Here is a 14,229-nt window from a genome sequence, read left to right as displayed (position 1 = left end):
GCACGCCCGCGAGTAAAGAACGGTTCAATGGGGCGGGGATGCCGGTCGGTGTCCCCGCCCCATCGTGCTGCCGCCACCAGAACCACCCCGGAGACCCCACGTGTCCACGCCGCCCGTCGAGTTCCCCGTCACCTGGGCGCCGCGCCGCACCCGCGTCGTGCTGCTGCCGGTCTGCGTCGTGCTGGTGGTGCTGTTCGCCGTGCTGGCCGTGCTGCTCCCGGCGAACTGGCAGCTCAACGACCGGATCATGATGACGGCCAGCGGCGTCCTGTTCGCCGCCGTCGGCCTGATGCTGGCCCGCCCCCGGGTGAGCGCCGACGCGGACGGCGTGACGGTGGTCAACTTCGTGCGCAGCCGCCGGCTCGCCTGGGCCGAGATCGTCCGGGTCAACTTCCGCCAGGGCGATCCGTGGGCCACCCTCGACCTCGCCGACGGCACCGCGCTCGCCGTGGTCGGCATCCAGTCCGGCGTCGGCAAGGCGCAGGCGATCGCGGACGCCCGCGCGCTGCGCGACCTCGTCGAGTACCACGCCGAGGCCTGAGCCCGGCACGGGCAGGCCCCCGACCTGCGGTTCCGGGGGCCAGAGGGGCCCGAACACGCTTCCAGCGTCCGTCCGGCTATGGTCTACGCTGGTAAAAGCAGGGCAAAGTTCGCCCTGCCCTGAAGCGAGCGCCCAAGCGGGTGCGCTGAGCGACCCTCCACAGCGCCCGCCGAAACGACCGACCGCACCGACCTGAGGAGTGACACTCCCCCTCGATGGACGATCCGTCCGGTAGTACCTGCGCCGCCTCACTTCCGCCCCGCGGAAGGCAGGCGGCACTGTGATCACCGCCTGGCTGCTGTTGTTCGCAGCCGTTCTCCTGATCCTCGCCAACGGCCTGTTCGTGGCCGCCGAGTTCGCCTTCGTGACCGTCGAGCGCGGGGCGGTGGAACGTTCCGCCAAGTCGGGCGACGCCCAGTCCGGCCGCGTCGCCAGGGCCCTGCGACACCTCTCCTTCGAGCTCTCCGGGGCCCAGCTCGGCATCACCGTCACCTCGCTGGTGGTCGGCATGCTCGCCGAGCCGGCCCTGTCGACGCTGCTCGCGCCCGTCATGTCCGGCCTCGGCGTGCCCGATTCGGCGGCCCGCGGTGTCGCCGTGGTCGTCGGCATGGTGCTGGCCACCGTCGTCCAGATGGTGATCGGCGAGCTGGTCCCGAAGAACTGGGCGATCTCCCGCCCGCTGCAGGTGGCCCGCGCGGTCGTCGCCCCGCACATGGCCTTCTCCTTCGTCTGTCGCCCGCTGATCAGCTTCCTCAACGGCGCCGCCGACCGTACGGTCCGGGCCTTCGGCATCGAGCCGCAGGAGGAGCTGGGCCACGCCCGGACCCCGGCCGAGCTGGTCTCGCTGGCCCGGCACTCGGCCAAGGCCGGCGCGATAGACGAGGAGTCGGCGACCCTGTTCGTCCGCACCCTGGGCCTGGGCGAGCTGACCGCCGAGTCCGTGATGACCCCGCGGGTCGACGTGGCCGCGCTCCAGCGCGACGCCACCGCCTCCGACGTCCTCAACCTGACCCGGGCTACCGGCCTGTCCCGCTTCCCGGTCTACACCGACAGCCTGGACGAGGTCACCGGCATCGTGACGCTCAAGGACGCCCTCGCCGTCCCGGCCGCCCGACGCGGCCTGGTGCGGGTCGTCGAGCTGTCCTCGCCGCCGCTGCTGGTGCCCGAGACCCTGCCCGCCGAGGTGCTGCTGGAGCGGCTGCGCCGGCTCCAGCCGATGGCCATCGTGGTCGACGAGTACGGCGGCACCGCCGGCGTCGTGACCGTCGAGGACATCGTCGAGGAGATCGTCGGCGAGGTGCAGGACGAGCACGACCCCGACGACCACCCCGAACTGTTCCCGCTACCGCCGGTCAACGGCCTGCCGGTCTGGGAGGCCGACGGCCGCGCCCGGATCGACCAGCTGGAGGGCATCGGCCTGAACGCCCCGGACGGCCCGTACGAGACGCTGGCCGGCCTGGTCGCCGACCTGCTCGGCAAGCTCCCCGAAGTGGGCGAGCAGGCCGAGCTGCCCGGCTGGCGGCTCACCGTGACCGGTGTCGACCGCCACCGCACCAGCCGGGTCCGGGTGGCCCGGACCACCGCGCCCGCGTCGTTCGGCGAGGACGGGGAGGACGCCCGATGACCGCGCTCCAACTGGCCGTCGCGCTCCTGCTCCTACTCGGCAACGCCTTCTTCGTCGGCGCCGAGTTCGCCGTCGTGTCGGTGCGCCGCAGCCAGATCGAGCCGCTCGCGCAGGCCGGGCACAAGCGTGCCCGCACCGTGCTGCACGCGCTGTCCAACGTCTCCGCGATGCTGGCCGCCGCCCAGCTCGGCATCACCGTCTGCTCGTTGGGCCTCGGTGCGCTCGCCGAGCCGACCATCGCCTCCCTGCTGGAGGGGCCGTTCCACGCGATCGGCGTCCCGCCCGGCCTGATGCACCCGCTCTCGTACGGGATCTCGCTCGCCGTCGTGGTGTTCCTGCACATGGTGATGGGCGAGATGGTGCCGAAGAACATGGCGATGGCCGGTCCGGAGAAGGCCGCGCTCTGGCTGGGCCCGCCGCTGGACCGGCTGGCCCGCTGGCTCGCCCCGGTGATCAGGCTGCTGAACGCCTTCGCCAACGGCGTGCTGAAGCTGTTCCGGGTCGACTCCAAGGACGAGGTCGAGTCGGTCTTCACCACCGAGCAGCTGATGTACCTGCTGGCCGACTCCCGGGACGCCGGCCTGCTCGACGAGGAGCGCCAGGAGCGCCTGGAGGACGCGCTGGAGCTCGGCCGCCGCCCGGTCACCGAGGTGCTGCTCAAGCCCGAGCAGCTGGTCACCGTGGACACCAAGGCGACCGCCGCCGCGGTCGAGGAGCTCGCCCTGCGCACCGGCTTCTCGCGCTTCCCGGTCACCGACGGCGACCCGGCCGGGCACGGCTACCTCGGCTACCTGCACCTCAAGGACATCCTCGACGTGGAGGACCCCTCGGCGCCGATCCCGGCCCGCCTGTGGCGGCCGATCACGGTGCTGCGCGGCGGCCTCCCGCTGGACGACGCCCTCGGCGCGATGCGCCGCGCGGCCTGCCACCTGGCCGCCGTGCTGGACCAGGACGGGCGCACGCTCGGCGTGGTCATGCTGGAGGACGTCCTGGAGGAGCTGATCGGCGAGATGCACGACCCGGACCACCGCGCCACCGCCTGAGGGCCGGTCGTCGCGCCCCGGCGTTCCCGGTTTCACTGACGGCGTGTCCGCTCCCGGCGATTCTGCCCAGAGCATGCAGCCGTTCCCTGCCGGACATCCTCGGAGGAGAGTGGCCGGCATGAGACTTCTCCTGCTGGGTGGAACCAAGTTCGTCGGGCGGGTCGTCGCCGAGGAGGCGCTGGCGCGGGGATGGGACGTGACGGCGCTCAACCGCGGCACGCAGCCCGCCCCCGAGGGCGTCCGGGTGCTGAAGGGCGACCGCACGGCCGAGGACGGGCTCGCGGCGCTCGGGACGGGGGAGTGGGACGCCGTGGTGGACACCTGGTCCTGGGCCCCGGCCGCGGTGCGCGACAGCGCCCGGGCCCTGAAGGGCCGGGTCGGCCACTACGCGTACGTCTCGAGCCGCTCGGTGTACGACTACCCGCTGGTGGCCGACGCCGCCGAATCGGCGCCGGTGGTGGCCTCCTCGCCGGACCTCACCGGCGAGGTGCCCTACGCCGAGGCCAAGCGCGGCGCCGAGCTGGCTCTGGAGGCGGAGTACGGCGGACAGGCGCTGCTGGCCCGCGCCGGACTGATCCTCGGCCCGCACGAGAACATCGGCCGGCTGCCCTGGTGGCTGAACCGGATCGCCAAGGGCGGGCCGGTGCTCGCCCCCGGGCCGCGCGAGCTGGCCCTGCAGTACATCGACGCCCGCGACCTCGCGGCCTGGACCCTGGACGCGACGGCTGCCCGCCTCGGTGGCCCGTACAACGTGGTCAGCCCGTCCGGGCACGCCACCATGGCGGAGCTGCTGGAGGCCTGCGTACGGGTCACCGGCTCGGACGCCGAACTGCGCTGGACCGACGCCGAGCGGATCCTGGCGGCGGGCGTCGAGCCGTGGACCGAGCTGCCGATCTGGCTGGCGCCGGGCGAGCTGTACGAGTTCCTGCACACCGGCTCGGTCGAGCGCGCGGTCGCCACCGGGCTGCGCTGCCGCCCGGTGGCGGAGACGGTCGAGGACACCTGGGCCTGGCTGCAGGGGATCGGCGGCACCGCCCCGCAGCGCGCCGACCGGGTCGCGGTCGGGCTCGACCCCGAGCGGGAGGCCGCGCTGCTCAAGGGCTGAGCGCGCGTTGCTCAAGGCCTGAGCCGGGCGGCCGGGGACCCGGGGCCGGTCCGGGGGCGGGGCTCAGCCCCGGCCGTCGATCAGCTCCCCGTACGCCTGGACGAGGTCCGGCAGCCGCAGCGTGGCCAGGTCCTCGCGGCCCGGCGGCTCGCGCAGCAGTGACAGCCGCAGGTCCCGGTAGGCGCAGGACTTCTCGTACAGGGTGCGGATGAACCGGCCGTTGCCCAGCTCGTCGATCCAGCCTTCGCGGACGACGTGGGTGCAAATGCTGGCCAGTTCCTCGGCGGCGTCCTCGTCCCAGCCGTCGCCGTCCCGGCCGGCCAGCGCGGCTCCGATCGCGGTCAGCTCGCCGGGGCGGTAGCTCGGGAAGTCGACCCTCGTGGTGAAGCGGGAGTTGAGGCCGGGGTTGGTGGCGAGCAGCCGGTTCATGCCCTCCGGGTAGCCGGCCAGGATCACCACCAGCCGGTCCCGGTTGTCCTCGGCGCGCTTGAGCAGCACCTGGAGTGCCTCGTCGCCGTACGCGTCGCCCTTGGTGTAGCCGGAGTTGGAGAGGCTGTACGCCTCGTCGATGAACAGCACGCCGTCCAGTGCGGAGTCGATCAGCTCGTTCGCCTTGACCGCGGTCTGTCCGAGGAACTCGCCCACCAGATCGGCGCGTTGGGCCTCCACCAGGTGGTCGCCGGAGAGCAGGCCGAGGGCGTGGAAGACCCGGCCGAGGATGCGGGCCACGGTGGTCTTGCCGGTGCCGGAGGGGCCGGAGAAGACGAAGTGGCGCTTGGGCGGCTGGACCGGCAGGCCCTGTTCGGCCCGCAGTCGCGACATCCTCAACTGTGCCGACAGTGCGCGCACTTGGCGCTTGACCGGCTCCATGCCGACCATCAGCGAGAGCTCGGCCAGAGTGGCGTCCAACTCGCGCTCGTCACCGTTCGGCCGGGGCGCGGGCGCGGCGGCCGAACGGGGCTGGGCCTGGCCGCGCACGGGCAGCGGCGGCGGCGCGGCAGGGCCGAGCGGGCCGACGGGGGCGCCCGGGGCGCCTGAACCGGAGCGCTCCCCGGTGGCCAGTGGGGCGCCGTCCGGCAGAGCCCCGTCGGGCAGGGCCCCGTCCGGCAGAGCCCCGTCGGTCAGGACGCCGTCGATCAACGCCCCGTCGGGCAGGACCTCCGCCGCCGGGCCCCCGCCGAGCAGGCCGGAGTCTGTCGAGGGCCCGCCGCTCAGCACGCCGTCGCCGGAGACGGTCGCGCCGTCCAGCCGGGCCCCGTCCCCGTAGTCCTCGTCGTAGCCCGGACCGGCGACGTATCCGATGTCGTCCAGGAGGCCCGCCTCGACGTCCGGCCCGCCCGGTGCGTCGTTCTCGGCCCCGCCCGCGCCCGAACGCCCGCCCGCCGAACGCCCGCCCGCCGACAGCCCGCCTGGCGCCGGCCCGTCCGCCGGTTGTCCGTCCGCCAGCAGTCCGTCCGTGAGCGCGTCCTCGGCCGAGATGGCGGCCAGCCGCGTCGCGGTGTCCATGAACGCCGGGTCCGCCCGGTGCACCGCCCGGTAGAGCGGCAGGGCCGCCGCGCTGCGCCCGGCGCCCTCGTAGGCCCGCGCCAGCCAGTACCGCAGCTCCTTGCGCTGCGGTTGCTCGGAGCGGCAGCGGGCCAGTGAGGCGGCCAGCGGCACCTGGGCCTGCGCGCACATGTCGAGGCGCACCCGTGCCATGCCGGCGAACAGCCCGGCCTCGATGCCGAGCAGCGGGTCGTCCAGCAGCCGGTCGGTGTCCCGGATCAGCTGCTCCCAGTCCTTGAGCAGATAGGAGCGGCAGGCGTACAGGAACCGGGCGGCCGGGTCCTCGCTGGGTGCCGGGCACTGCTCCAACGCCCGGTCCAGCTCGGCCAGATGGCGGCCGTCCAGCCAGTGCGAGGCGTGTGCCAGGGCGAGGTCGCGGGCGTCCTCCAGGACGGGCTGCACCCACCAGCCCAGCCAGTACCAGGAGCTGAGCGGCCGTCGGTGCAGCCGCCGTTGCTCGCCGAACCGCTTCTGGTTGCGGTACATCGCCAGCAGTGCCGCCGAGGTGTCGCTGCGCAGCGCGTGCAGGCCGAGCCAGGCGTCGGCCATGCCAGGGTCCAGTCGGACGGCGGCCCGGAACTCCTCCTCGGCCCGGGCGTAGGCGCCGGCCGTGTAGGCGTCCATGGCGCGCATCCAGGCCCGGTCGGCGAGTCGGTCCGGGCTGCCCGCCGTGTTGTCGGAACTGTCCACCGTCGTCACTCACGCCCCCCGCGGTGTGGCCCGGGGCTCGGCCGGCGAGTCGTCTGTGTCCAGCCTGGCCGGTGGTCGTCGAGCCCCCTGCGGCGCATGTGCGCCTGCCAGGAATCGTACCGGCGCGGGGCTGATCCGGAAGGGTGCCGCACAGGGTCAAATGCGATCGCGCGAGCGGCTGTTGAGCAGCCGGGCACCGCAACGAGCGGCGGGGGAGCGAGATTCGGAAGGGGACCGAACGGCGCCCCCGGCTCACGGGGGAACAAGCCGGGGACGCCGGGTCCGATGCGGCCGGAAGCTTTCGTTCCGGCGGCTGAGGAGAACCTAAGTCCTGGTGATGTCGCAGGTCAAGGCACTGTTGAAGGTTCACCGACGGTGCCCGGCACGATCCGGCCGGTCACACCGTCGACGTGCGTCGCGGCGTACGGACGACTCGGGTCGGCGGCGAAATGCGCCGATTCGGCCCGGGCCCAGCCCGCCCAGAACTCGGCCAGATCCGGACCGTCCCGCTCCTCGCCGCGCCGACGGGCCGCGTCGGCGTCCAGCTCCATCCAGACCACCCGGGCCAGCCACGGCCGCACCGCCCGCCGCCCGGCGCCGACCCCCTCCACCAGCACCACCGGGGCGACCGGCACCTCGGCCGTGCCCGCGAAGCGGCGCAGCGACCAGTCGTACACCCGGTACGCGGCGTCCCGCCCGGCCGACAGCGGCTCCAGCACCTGCTCGCGCAGCCGCCCGGTCCACCCGAAGAGCTCCTCGTGCGTGGCCAGGTCGTCCAGGTGAACCACCGGCGCCCCGCCGAGCGCCGCCGCCAGCCGGCCGGCGAAGGTCGTCTTGCCGGAGCCGGCGTGCCCGTCCACCGCGACCAGCCGCACCGGACCGCAGGACGGCGGCAGCGCGCGCAGTTCGGCCGCGAGGGCGCTCAGCCCGTCGCCGGGAGTGTGCCGTGCGGCGGAGGAGGGCCGAGCGGGGGAGGAGGTACCGGAAGCAGCCACATCGTCAACCCTACGGTGCCGTATCCCACCACTGCGGACAGTTCATCTGTGCAGGTCGTGACGGCAGCGCGGGTTTCGGGCATACTCGCTTCGCCACGACTGTGAACGGCCGTTCACCGCAACCCGGTGCCGGTCGGTCGGTCGTGCCCCATCTGCGCCGCACCCGCCAACACCTCGGCCCGGCGCCCAATCGAGGAGGCGACCGCCGCCATGACCCCCTCCCCTGTGAAAGCCGTGGAGCGCCAGCTGCCCAGTGAGGAGGCCCGCGAGCTGCTGAGCCTCACCCGGGACCTGGTGCAGCGCGAGCTGCAGCCGCGTGCCGCGGAGGACGAGTCCGCCGGCCGCTTCCCGCGGGAGGTCTTCCGCACCCTCGGCGAGGCCGGCCTGCTCTCCCTCCCGTACGACGAGAAGTACGGCGGTGGCGAGCAGCCCTACGAGGTGTACCTGCAGGTGTTGGAGGAGCTGGCGGCCGGCTGGCTGGCCATCGGCCTCGGCGTCAGCGTGCACACCCTGTCCTGCCACGCGCTGGCCACCTTCGGCACCGACGAGCAGCGCGACACGTGGCTGCCCGGCATGCTCTCCGGTGAGCAACTCGGCGCCTACTGCCTCTCCGAGCCGCAGTCCGGCTCGGACGCGGCCGCGCTGCGCACCCGCGCCGACCTCGACGGCGAGGCGTACGTGGTGAACGGCACCAAGGCGTGGATCACCCACGGCGGGCAGGCGGACTTCTACAGCGCCATGGTGCGCACCGGCGGCGCGGGCGCCAAGGGCATCAGCTGCCTGCTGGTCCCCGGCACCCAGCAGGGCCTGTCGGCGGCCCCGCCGGAGCACAAGATGGGCATGCGCTCCTCGCCGACCGCCCAGCTGCACTTCGACGGCGCCCGGGTTCCCCGCGAGCGGCTGGTCGGCGAGGAGGGCCAGGGCTTCCAGATCGCGCTCGCCGCGCTGGACTCCGGCCGCCTCGGCATCGCCGCCTGCGCGATCGGCGTCGCCCAGGCCGCGCTCGACCTCGCGGTCGACTACGCGCGCACCCGGCGCCAGTTCGGCCGCCCGATCGCCGAGTTCCAGGGCCTGTCCTTCATGCTCGCCGACATGGCCACCCAGATCGAGGCCGGCCGCTCGCTCTACCTGTCCGCCGCGCGCCTGAAGGACGCGGGCCGGTCGTTCTCCAAGGAGGCGGCGATGGCCAAGCTGTTCTGCACCGACGCGGCGATGCGGGTGGCCACCGACGCCGTCCAGGTGCTCGGCGGCTACGGCTACACCCAGGACTTCCCGGCCGAGCGCTTCATGCGCGAGGCCAAGGTGCTGCAGATCGTCGAGGGCACCAACCAGATCCAGCGCCTGGTGATCGGCCGCCACCTCGCGAAGGGCTGACGCCCGCCGAAGGCCTGGTGGCCGCCGAAGGCCCGGTGATCGCCGAAAATCGCCGCCGAAGGCCCGAGCCTTCCCCCCCAACGGCCTCCGGCCGTCACTCCAGGGTGCGGAGTGACGGCCGGAGGCGTTCCTGACGGATCGTCAACTCGCGTGCTCGGGGCGGATAGTCAGCGTCGGACGAGCCGGCGGCGCTGCTCCGGGATGGAGCAGAGTGCGGCGACGGTCGGGGTCGAGGGGATGGGGGACACCGCCGGGTCGACCGCCGCGATCCGCACCGGACGGTGCGCCACCGCGTGCGAGAACGGCTGGGTGCGCCAGTCCAGCTCGTTCGGGAGCTTGAACAGCGCGTCGAATCCGGCCGGTTCGGTGTCCTCGGGGGTCTCCACCTCGGCCAGGTCGTCGGTGGGCGCGCCCGAACCGGGGCAGATCGCGGGGGCGAAGGGGTTCCAGGCGGTCGGCAGCAGGGCGTGCTGCGGCAGCCGCTCCTCGTCCGACACCAGGCCGATCGGGCGGCGGCACTCGGGGCAGTTGACCCGGAAGATCTCCCAGGTCTCGGCCTCGCCGGGGTCGGTGCCCGGCGTGTGGTCGACCGCGAGGTCGTCGCGGCCGGTCATATCGTCGGTCTCGTCGGCGCCCAGCACGCGCTGGTCAGTAGCAGGCATGAGGATCCCCCTAGGATCGGGCCCGGCGTGGTCATCCAGGGCCACAACCAGCACTTCCCTGCGATCCGGACTCATAATCCTGCGGTGGTGTGCACCGTGATGCACCGGGTGTGTCCTTGGCCACACCGGCTGCCACATGCGCCCGGCACGTGCCCGCGTGGCACCTGCAATCCCTCTCCGTGCCACCTCGTGCGCCCCCCGTGCTCCCGACCGGGTAGGTTTGCGGACTGTGGAGGATCTCGACCAACGCATCGTCCAGCTGCTCCTCGAGGACGGCCGGATGAGCTACACGGACCTGGGCAAGGCCACCGGCCTGTCCACCTCGGCGGTGCACCAGCGCGTGCGCCGCCTCGAACAGCGCGGGGTGATCCGCGGCTACACCGCGATCATCGACCCCGACGCCGTCGACCTGGCGCTGACCGCGTTCATCTCGGTCAAGCCGTTCGACCCCAGCGCGCCGGACGACACCCCCGAACGCCTGGCCGGCCTGCCCGAGATCGAGGCCTGCCACAGCGTCGCCGGCGACGAGAACTACATCCTCAAGGTCCGTGTCGGCGCCCCCGGCGACCTCGAGGACCTGCTCGCCCGCATCCGCAGCGCCGCCGGCGTGTCCACCCGCACCACCGTCGTGCTCTCCACCCCGTACGAGGCGCGACCCCCGAAGCTCTGAGCCCGAACAGCCGAGGTGCAGACTTAGCGGCATGACCGAACGCACCCCACGGACCGTCCTGCTGCGCGGCGGCGCCGTCTACAGCCCCGCCGACCCCTTCGCCACCGCGATGCTCGTGGAGGGCGAGCACATCGCCTGGGTCGGCAGCGACGGCGCCGCCGAGGCGTACGCCGCGACCGTCGACGAGATCGTGGAGCTGGACGGCGCCCTGGTCACCCCCGCCTTCGTGGACGCCCACGTGCACGCCACCGCCACCGGTCTGGCGCTCACCGGCCTCGACCTCACCGGCAGCCCCTCGCTGGCCGCCGCCCTGGAAGCCGTCACCGCCTTCGTCGACGCCCGGTCCGAGTCCGGCGGGGTGCTGATCGGCCACGGCTGGGACGAGACCGGCTGGCCCGAGGGCCGCCCGCCCACGCTCGCCGAACTCGACGCGGCCGCCCGGGGCGCCGCGCTCTACCTCTCCCGCACCGACGTGCACTCCGCGCTCGCCACCACCGCGCTGCGCACCCTCACCGAGGGCCTGGCCGGGCGGCCCGGGCACGACCCCGAGGGCCCGCTCACCAAGGACGCCCACCACGCCGTCCGGCAGACCGCGCTCGCCCGCCTCACCCCCGAGCAGCGCCGCCGCGCCCAGCGCGCCACCCTGGCCCGCGCCGCCGAACTCGGCATCGGCGCCCTGCACGAGTGCGCCGGCCCGGAGATCTCCTCGGAGCAGGACCTGGCCGCCCTGCTGGCCCTGGCCGCCGACGGCGAGGGGCCCGAAGTCTTCGGCTACTGGGGCGAGTCGGGCGGGGTCGAGACGGCCCGCCGGCTCGGCGCGGTGGGCGCCGGCGGCGACCTCTTCGTGGACGGCGCGATCGGCTCGCGCACCGCCTGCCTGCACACCCCGTACGCGGACGCCGAGCACACCGGCACCGCCTATCTGACCGCCGGGCAGGTCGCGGACCACGTCACCGCCTGCACCGAGGCCGGGCTGCAGGCCGGCTTCCACGCCATCGGCGACGCGGCCGTGGCCGCCGTCATCGAGGGTGTCCGGGCGGCCGGCGAACGGGTCGGCGCCGGCCGGGTCAAGGCCCTGCGCCACCGCGTCGAGCACGCCGAGGCGCTGGATGACAAGTCCATCGCCGCCTTCGCCGAACTCGGCCTCACCGCCTCCGTCCAGCCCGCCTTCGACGCCGCCTGGGGCGGCCCGGAGGGTATGTACGTCCAGCGCCTGGGCGTCGAGCGGGCCGCCGCCCTCAACCCGTTCGCGGCCCTGCTGCGGGCCGGCGTCCCGCTGGCCTTCGGCTCGGACGCCCCGGTCACCCCGCTCGACCCCTGGGGCACCGTCCGCGCGGCGGCCTTCCACCGGACCCTGGACCACCGGATCTCGGTGCGCGCCGCCTTCACCGCCCACACCCGCGGCGGCTGGCGCGCGATCGGCCGCGACCAGGACGGAGTGCTGGTGCCCGGCGCGGTCGCCAGCTACGCGGTCTGGGCCGCCGGCGACCTGGTCGTCCAGGCCCCCGACTCCCGGGTGGCCGGCTGGTCCACCGACCCGCGCTCCGGCACCCCCGGCCTGCCCGACCTCACCCCGGGCCACCCGCTGCCGACCTGCCTGCGCACGGTGGTCCGCGGCCGCACGGTCCACCAGCGCTGACGGGTCCATCCGTGCTGACAGTCCACCGGCGTCGGCGGTCCCCGGCGCTGACGGGCCACCAGCGATAACGAGGTGAAGCGGCGGCGCACCGCCCCGTAGGTTGATCGCCATGACGACCCACCCGCTGGTACCCGCCGACTTCGCCGTCCCGCGCGAGCTGCTCGCCCCGGAGTTCCGCCTGGAACCCCTGGGCGAGCAGCACAACGCCTCCGACCACGCCGCCTGGACCGGCAGCATCGACCACATCCGGGCCACCCCCGGCTTCGTCGGCCGGGACTGGCCGCCCACCGACGGGATGCCGCCGGAGCGCAACCTCGCCGACCTGCGCCGCCACGCCGCCGACTTCGCCGCGCGCACCGGCTTCACCTACACCGTCCTGGAGCCGGACCGGGACGAGGTGATCGGCTGCGTCTACATCCACCCGGACCGCGAGGACCCGGCCGCGGTCACCGTCAGCTCCTGGGTCCGCGCCGACCGGGCCCATCTGGACGCCCCCCTGTACCGAGCCGTCTCCGCCTGGCTCGCCGGGCACTGGCCGTTGGGCCCGGTCCGCTACTCCGAGCGCTGACCACGCGAGGGGCCGCGGGTACGGCCGGGCCCTACCACCCTCACCGCACGTCCCACCGTCGTTCCGGGGTACCTTCTTCGCACAGCGTCCGAACAGCAAGCCCCAGGAAGATGGTGCGCCGGTGGCCATTCTCGTCACCCAGGAGCGGTCCGGGACCGCACCCGAGTCCCAGGAGCCGGCGCCCCGACCGGGCCGCGGCGCCCGTGCCGTCGCCAAGGTGCGGGCCGGGCTGCCCCGGACCGGCCTGGCGGCGCTGGCCGGCCTGCTGCTCGCCCTCGCCTTCCCGCCGTACGACCTCTGGCCGCTGTCCCTGATCGGCGTCGCCGCGCTCTCGCTGCTCACCCGGGGCCGCACCTTCCGCCAGGGCCTGTGGACGGGCTTCGCCTTCGGCCTGCCGTTCTTCCTGATGCTGCTCAGCTGGCTGCGGGTGGTCGGCTGGGACGCCACGGTCGGGCTGTCCGTCGTCGAGGCGCTGTTCCTGGCCCTGCTCGGCGGCGCACTGGCCGTCACCTCCCGGCTGCCCGGCTGGCCGCTGTGGGCGGCCTGCCTCTGGATCACCCAGGAATGGGCCCGTGACCGGTTGCCGCTCGGCGGCTTCCCCTGGGGCCGGCTCGCCTTCGCCAACACCGCCACCCCGTACACCCCGCTGGCCGCGCTCGGCGGCGCGCCGCTGGTGACCTTCGCGGTCGCCCTCTCCGGCGCCCTGCTCGCCTGGGCCGTCCTGCGCCTGCGCGGGCCGGCCAAGGCCCCGAAGGCGGCCGCGCTGGCGGCGCTCGGCGCGGTCGCCGCGCTGCTCTGCGGCTACCTCGTCCCGGTGCCCAGCGCCGCGGCCGACACCGTGAAGGTCGCCATCGTCCAGGGCAACGTGCCCAACCCGGGCATGGACTTCCTCGGCCGCCCGATGATGGTCCTCAACAACCACGCCTCGGCCACCGAGCGCCTCGCCGCCGACATCGCGGCCGGCAAGGTCGAGCGCCCCGACGTCGTGATCTGGCCGGAGAACTCCTCCGACCTCGACCCGTTCAGCGACCCACTGGCCCGGGAGCGCATCGACGAGGCCGTCAAGGCGGTCGGCGTGCCCACCCTGGTCGGCACCCTGGTGGACGGCCCGGACGCGCAGCACGTCCAGAACGAGGGCATCGTCTGGGACCCGCAGACCGGTCCCGGCGCCTCCTACACCAAGCAGCACCCCGTCCCGTTCGGCGAGTACGTCCCCTTCCGCGCCCAGCTGATGAAGGTGATCACCCGCCTCCAGCGGGTCGCCCGGGACTTCTACCCCGGCGACCACAACGGCGTGATGCAGCTCGGCCCGGCCCGGATCGGCGACGTCATCTGCTTCGAGGTGGCCTACGACGAGATCGTCCGCGACACCGTGGACAGCGGTGCCCGCGTCCTGGTCGTCCAGACCAACAACGCGACCTACGCCAGGACCGGGCAGCCCGAGCAGCAGCTCGCGATGAGCCGGCTGCGGGCCGTCGAACACGGCCGGGCGGTGCTGATCGCCGCCACCAGCGGCATCAGCGCGGTGATCTCCCCGGACGGCACCGTCCAGCAGCGCACCGAGGAGCTGACCCCCGCCGAGCTGTCGGCGACCGTCCCGCTGCGCGACGGCACCACGGTGGCCGACCGGGTCGGCGTCGCCCCGGAGTGGACGCTGGCGATCGGCGGCCTGCTGGCCTGCGCCGCCGGAGTGCTGGTCGGACGCCGCAGGAAGGCCGCCGCCGGAACACCGGCCGAGCAGGATTCGTTGGACCAGGTGGTGCCGTAGCCGGC

12 protein-coding genes are annotated in these 14,229 nt (G+C 74.1%); 9 read left to right on the top strand and 3 right to left on the bottom strand.

The window, feature by feature from the left end; all coding sequences use genetic code 11:
* Nucleotides 1–100: 100 nt before the first annotated feature.
* The 4 genes from ACIBEC_RS02830 (at nucleotide 101) to ACIBEC_RS02815 (ending at nucleotide 4,313) form a co-directional block, all read left to right on the top strand.
* A complete protein-coding gene (locus ACIBEC_RS02830) occupies nucleotides 101–541 on the top strand; it encodes a PH domain-containing protein (protein WP_360491747.1) in 441 nt (146 codons plus the stop codon).
* A gap of 280 nt (nucleotides 542–821) precedes the next feature.
* Nucleotides 822–2,165, top strand: a complete 1,344-nt coding sequence (locus ACIBEC_RS02825; protein WP_360491744.1) for a hemolysin family protein — start codon at nucleotides 822–824, stop codon at nucleotides 2,163–2,165.
* Nucleotides 2,162–3,208, top strand: coding sequence for a hemolysin family protein (locus ACIBEC_RS02820; protein ID WP_360491741.1), 1,047 nt, complete (start codon nucleotides 2,162–2,164; stop codon nucleotides 3,206–3,208). Before ACIBEC_RS02825 ends, ACIBEC_RS02820 begins: the two co-directional genes overlap by 4 nt.
* A 118-nt stretch (nucleotides 3,209–3,326) precedes the next feature.
* Nucleotides 3,327–4,313, top strand: coding sequence for an NAD-dependent epimerase/dehydratase family protein (locus tag ACIBEC_RS02815; RefSeq protein WP_360491738.1), 987 nt, complete (start codon nucleotides 3,327–3,329; stop codon nucleotides 4,311–4,313).
* A 63-nt stretch (nucleotides 4,314–4,376) separates the two neighbouring features.
* Here the strand turns inward: ACIBEC_RS02815 and ACIBEC_RS02810 are convergent, their stop codons facing one another.
* Complete coding sequence (locus ACIBEC_RS02810) at nucleotides 4,377–6,491, bottom strand: AAA family ATPase (protein WP_360492312.1); 2,115 nt, start codon at nucleotides 6,489–6,491, stop codon at nucleotides 4,377–4,379.
* 404 nt (nucleotides 6,492–6,895) lie between these two features.
* A complete protein-coding gene (locus ACIBEC_RS02805) occupies nucleotides 6,896–7,543 on the bottom strand; it encodes a uridine kinase (protein ID WP_396287691.1) in 648 nt (215 codons plus the stop codon).
* A 210-nt stretch (nucleotides 7,544–7,753) separates the two neighbouring features.
* On the opposite strand from ACIBEC_RS02805, the gene ACIBEC_RS02800 reads away from it, so the two are divergent.
* Nucleotides 7,754–8,917, top strand: a complete 1,164-nt coding sequence (locus ACIBEC_RS02800) for an acyl-CoA dehydrogenase family protein (RefSeq protein WP_360491735.1) — start codon at nucleotides 7,754–7,756, stop codon at nucleotides 8,915–8,917.
* A 167-nt stretch (nucleotides 8,918–9,084) separates the two neighbouring features.
* Here ACIBEC_RS02800 and ACIBEC_RS02795 read toward each other — a convergent pair whose 3' ends face one another.
* Nucleotides 9,085–9,579 carry a hypothetical protein gene (locus ACIBEC_RS02795; RefSeq protein WP_360491731.1) on the bottom strand — a complete coding sequence of 165 codons (495 nt, stop codon included), beginning with the start codon at nucleotides 9,577–9,579 and terminating at the stop codon, nucleotides 9,085–9,087.
* Nucleotides 9,580–9,808: 229 nt separating this feature from the next.
* Here ACIBEC_RS02795 and ACIBEC_RS02790 point away from each other — a divergent pair, with 229 nt between their 5' ends.
* The 4 genes from ACIBEC_RS02790 (at nucleotide 9,809) to lnt (ending at nucleotide 14,224) form a co-directional block, all read left to right on the top strand.
* On the top strand, nucleotides 9,809–10,249 hold the full coding sequence (locus ACIBEC_RS02790; RefSeq protein WP_045694655.1) for an Lrp/AsnC family transcriptional regulator: 441 nt from the start codon (nucleotides 9,809–9,811) through the stop codon (nucleotides 10,247–10,249).
* A 31-nt stretch (nucleotides 10,250–10,280) separates the two neighbouring features.
* Nucleotides 10,281–11,888, top strand: coding sequence for an amidohydrolase (locus ACIBEC_RS02785; RefSeq protein WP_360491728.1), 1,608 nt, complete (start codon nucleotides 10,281–10,283; stop codon nucleotides 11,886–11,888).
* Nucleotides 11,889–11,997: 109 nt separating this feature from the next.
* A complete protein-coding gene (locus ACIBEC_RS02780) occupies nucleotides 11,998–12,456 on the top strand; it encodes an N-acetyltransferase (RefSeq protein ID WP_360491726.1) in 459 nt (152 codons plus the stop codon).
* Nucleotides 12,457–12,577: 121 nt separating this feature from the next.
* Nucleotides 12,578–14,224 carry an apolipoprotein N-acyltransferase gene (gene lnt, locus ACIBEC_RS02775; protein ID WP_360491723.1) on the top strand — a complete coding sequence of 549 codons (1,647 nt, stop codon included), beginning with the start codon at nucleotides 12,578–12,580 and terminating at the stop codon, nucleotides 14,222–14,224.
* Nucleotides 14,225–14,229 lie beyond the last annotated feature (5 nt).

The sequence above is a fragment of the Kitasatospora sp. NPDC051164 genome (genome assembly GCF_044455625.1).
GTDB lineage: Bacteria > Actinomycetota > Actinomycetes > Streptomycetales > Streptomycetaceae > Kitasatospora.
This window is presented reverse-complemented; position numbering and strand designations above follow the sequence as displayed.

Coding starts and splice junctions, on each gene's coding strand:
- ACIBEC_RS02820 (WP_360491741.1), top strand. CDS start 2,162: ATGACCGCGCTCCAACTGGCCGTCGCGCTCCTGCTCCTACTCGGCAAC.
- ACIBEC_RS02815 (WP_360491738.1), top strand. CDS start 3,327: ATGAGACTTCTCCTGCTGGGTGGAACCAAGTTCGTCGGGCGGGTCGTC.
- ACIBEC_RS02810 (WP_360492312.1), bottom strand. CDS start 6,491: ATGCGCGCCATGGACGCCTACACGGCCGGCGCCTACGCCCGGGCCGAG.
- ACIBEC_RS02800 (WP_360491735.1), top strand. CDS start 7,754: ATGACCCCCTCCCCTGTGAAAGCCGTGGAGCGCCAGCTGCCCAGTGAG.
- ACIBEC_RS02795 (WP_360491731.1), bottom strand. CDS start 9,579: ATGCCTGCTACTGACCAGCGCGTGCTGGGCGCCGACGAGACCGACGAT.
- ACIBEC_RS02785 (WP_360491728.1), top strand. CDS start 10,281: ATGACCGAACGCACCCCACGGACCGTCCTGCTGCGCGGCGGCGCCGTC.
- ACIBEC_RS02780 (WP_360491726.1), top strand. CDS start 11,998: ATGACGACCCACCCGCTGGTACCCGCCGACTTCGCCGTCCCGCGCGAG.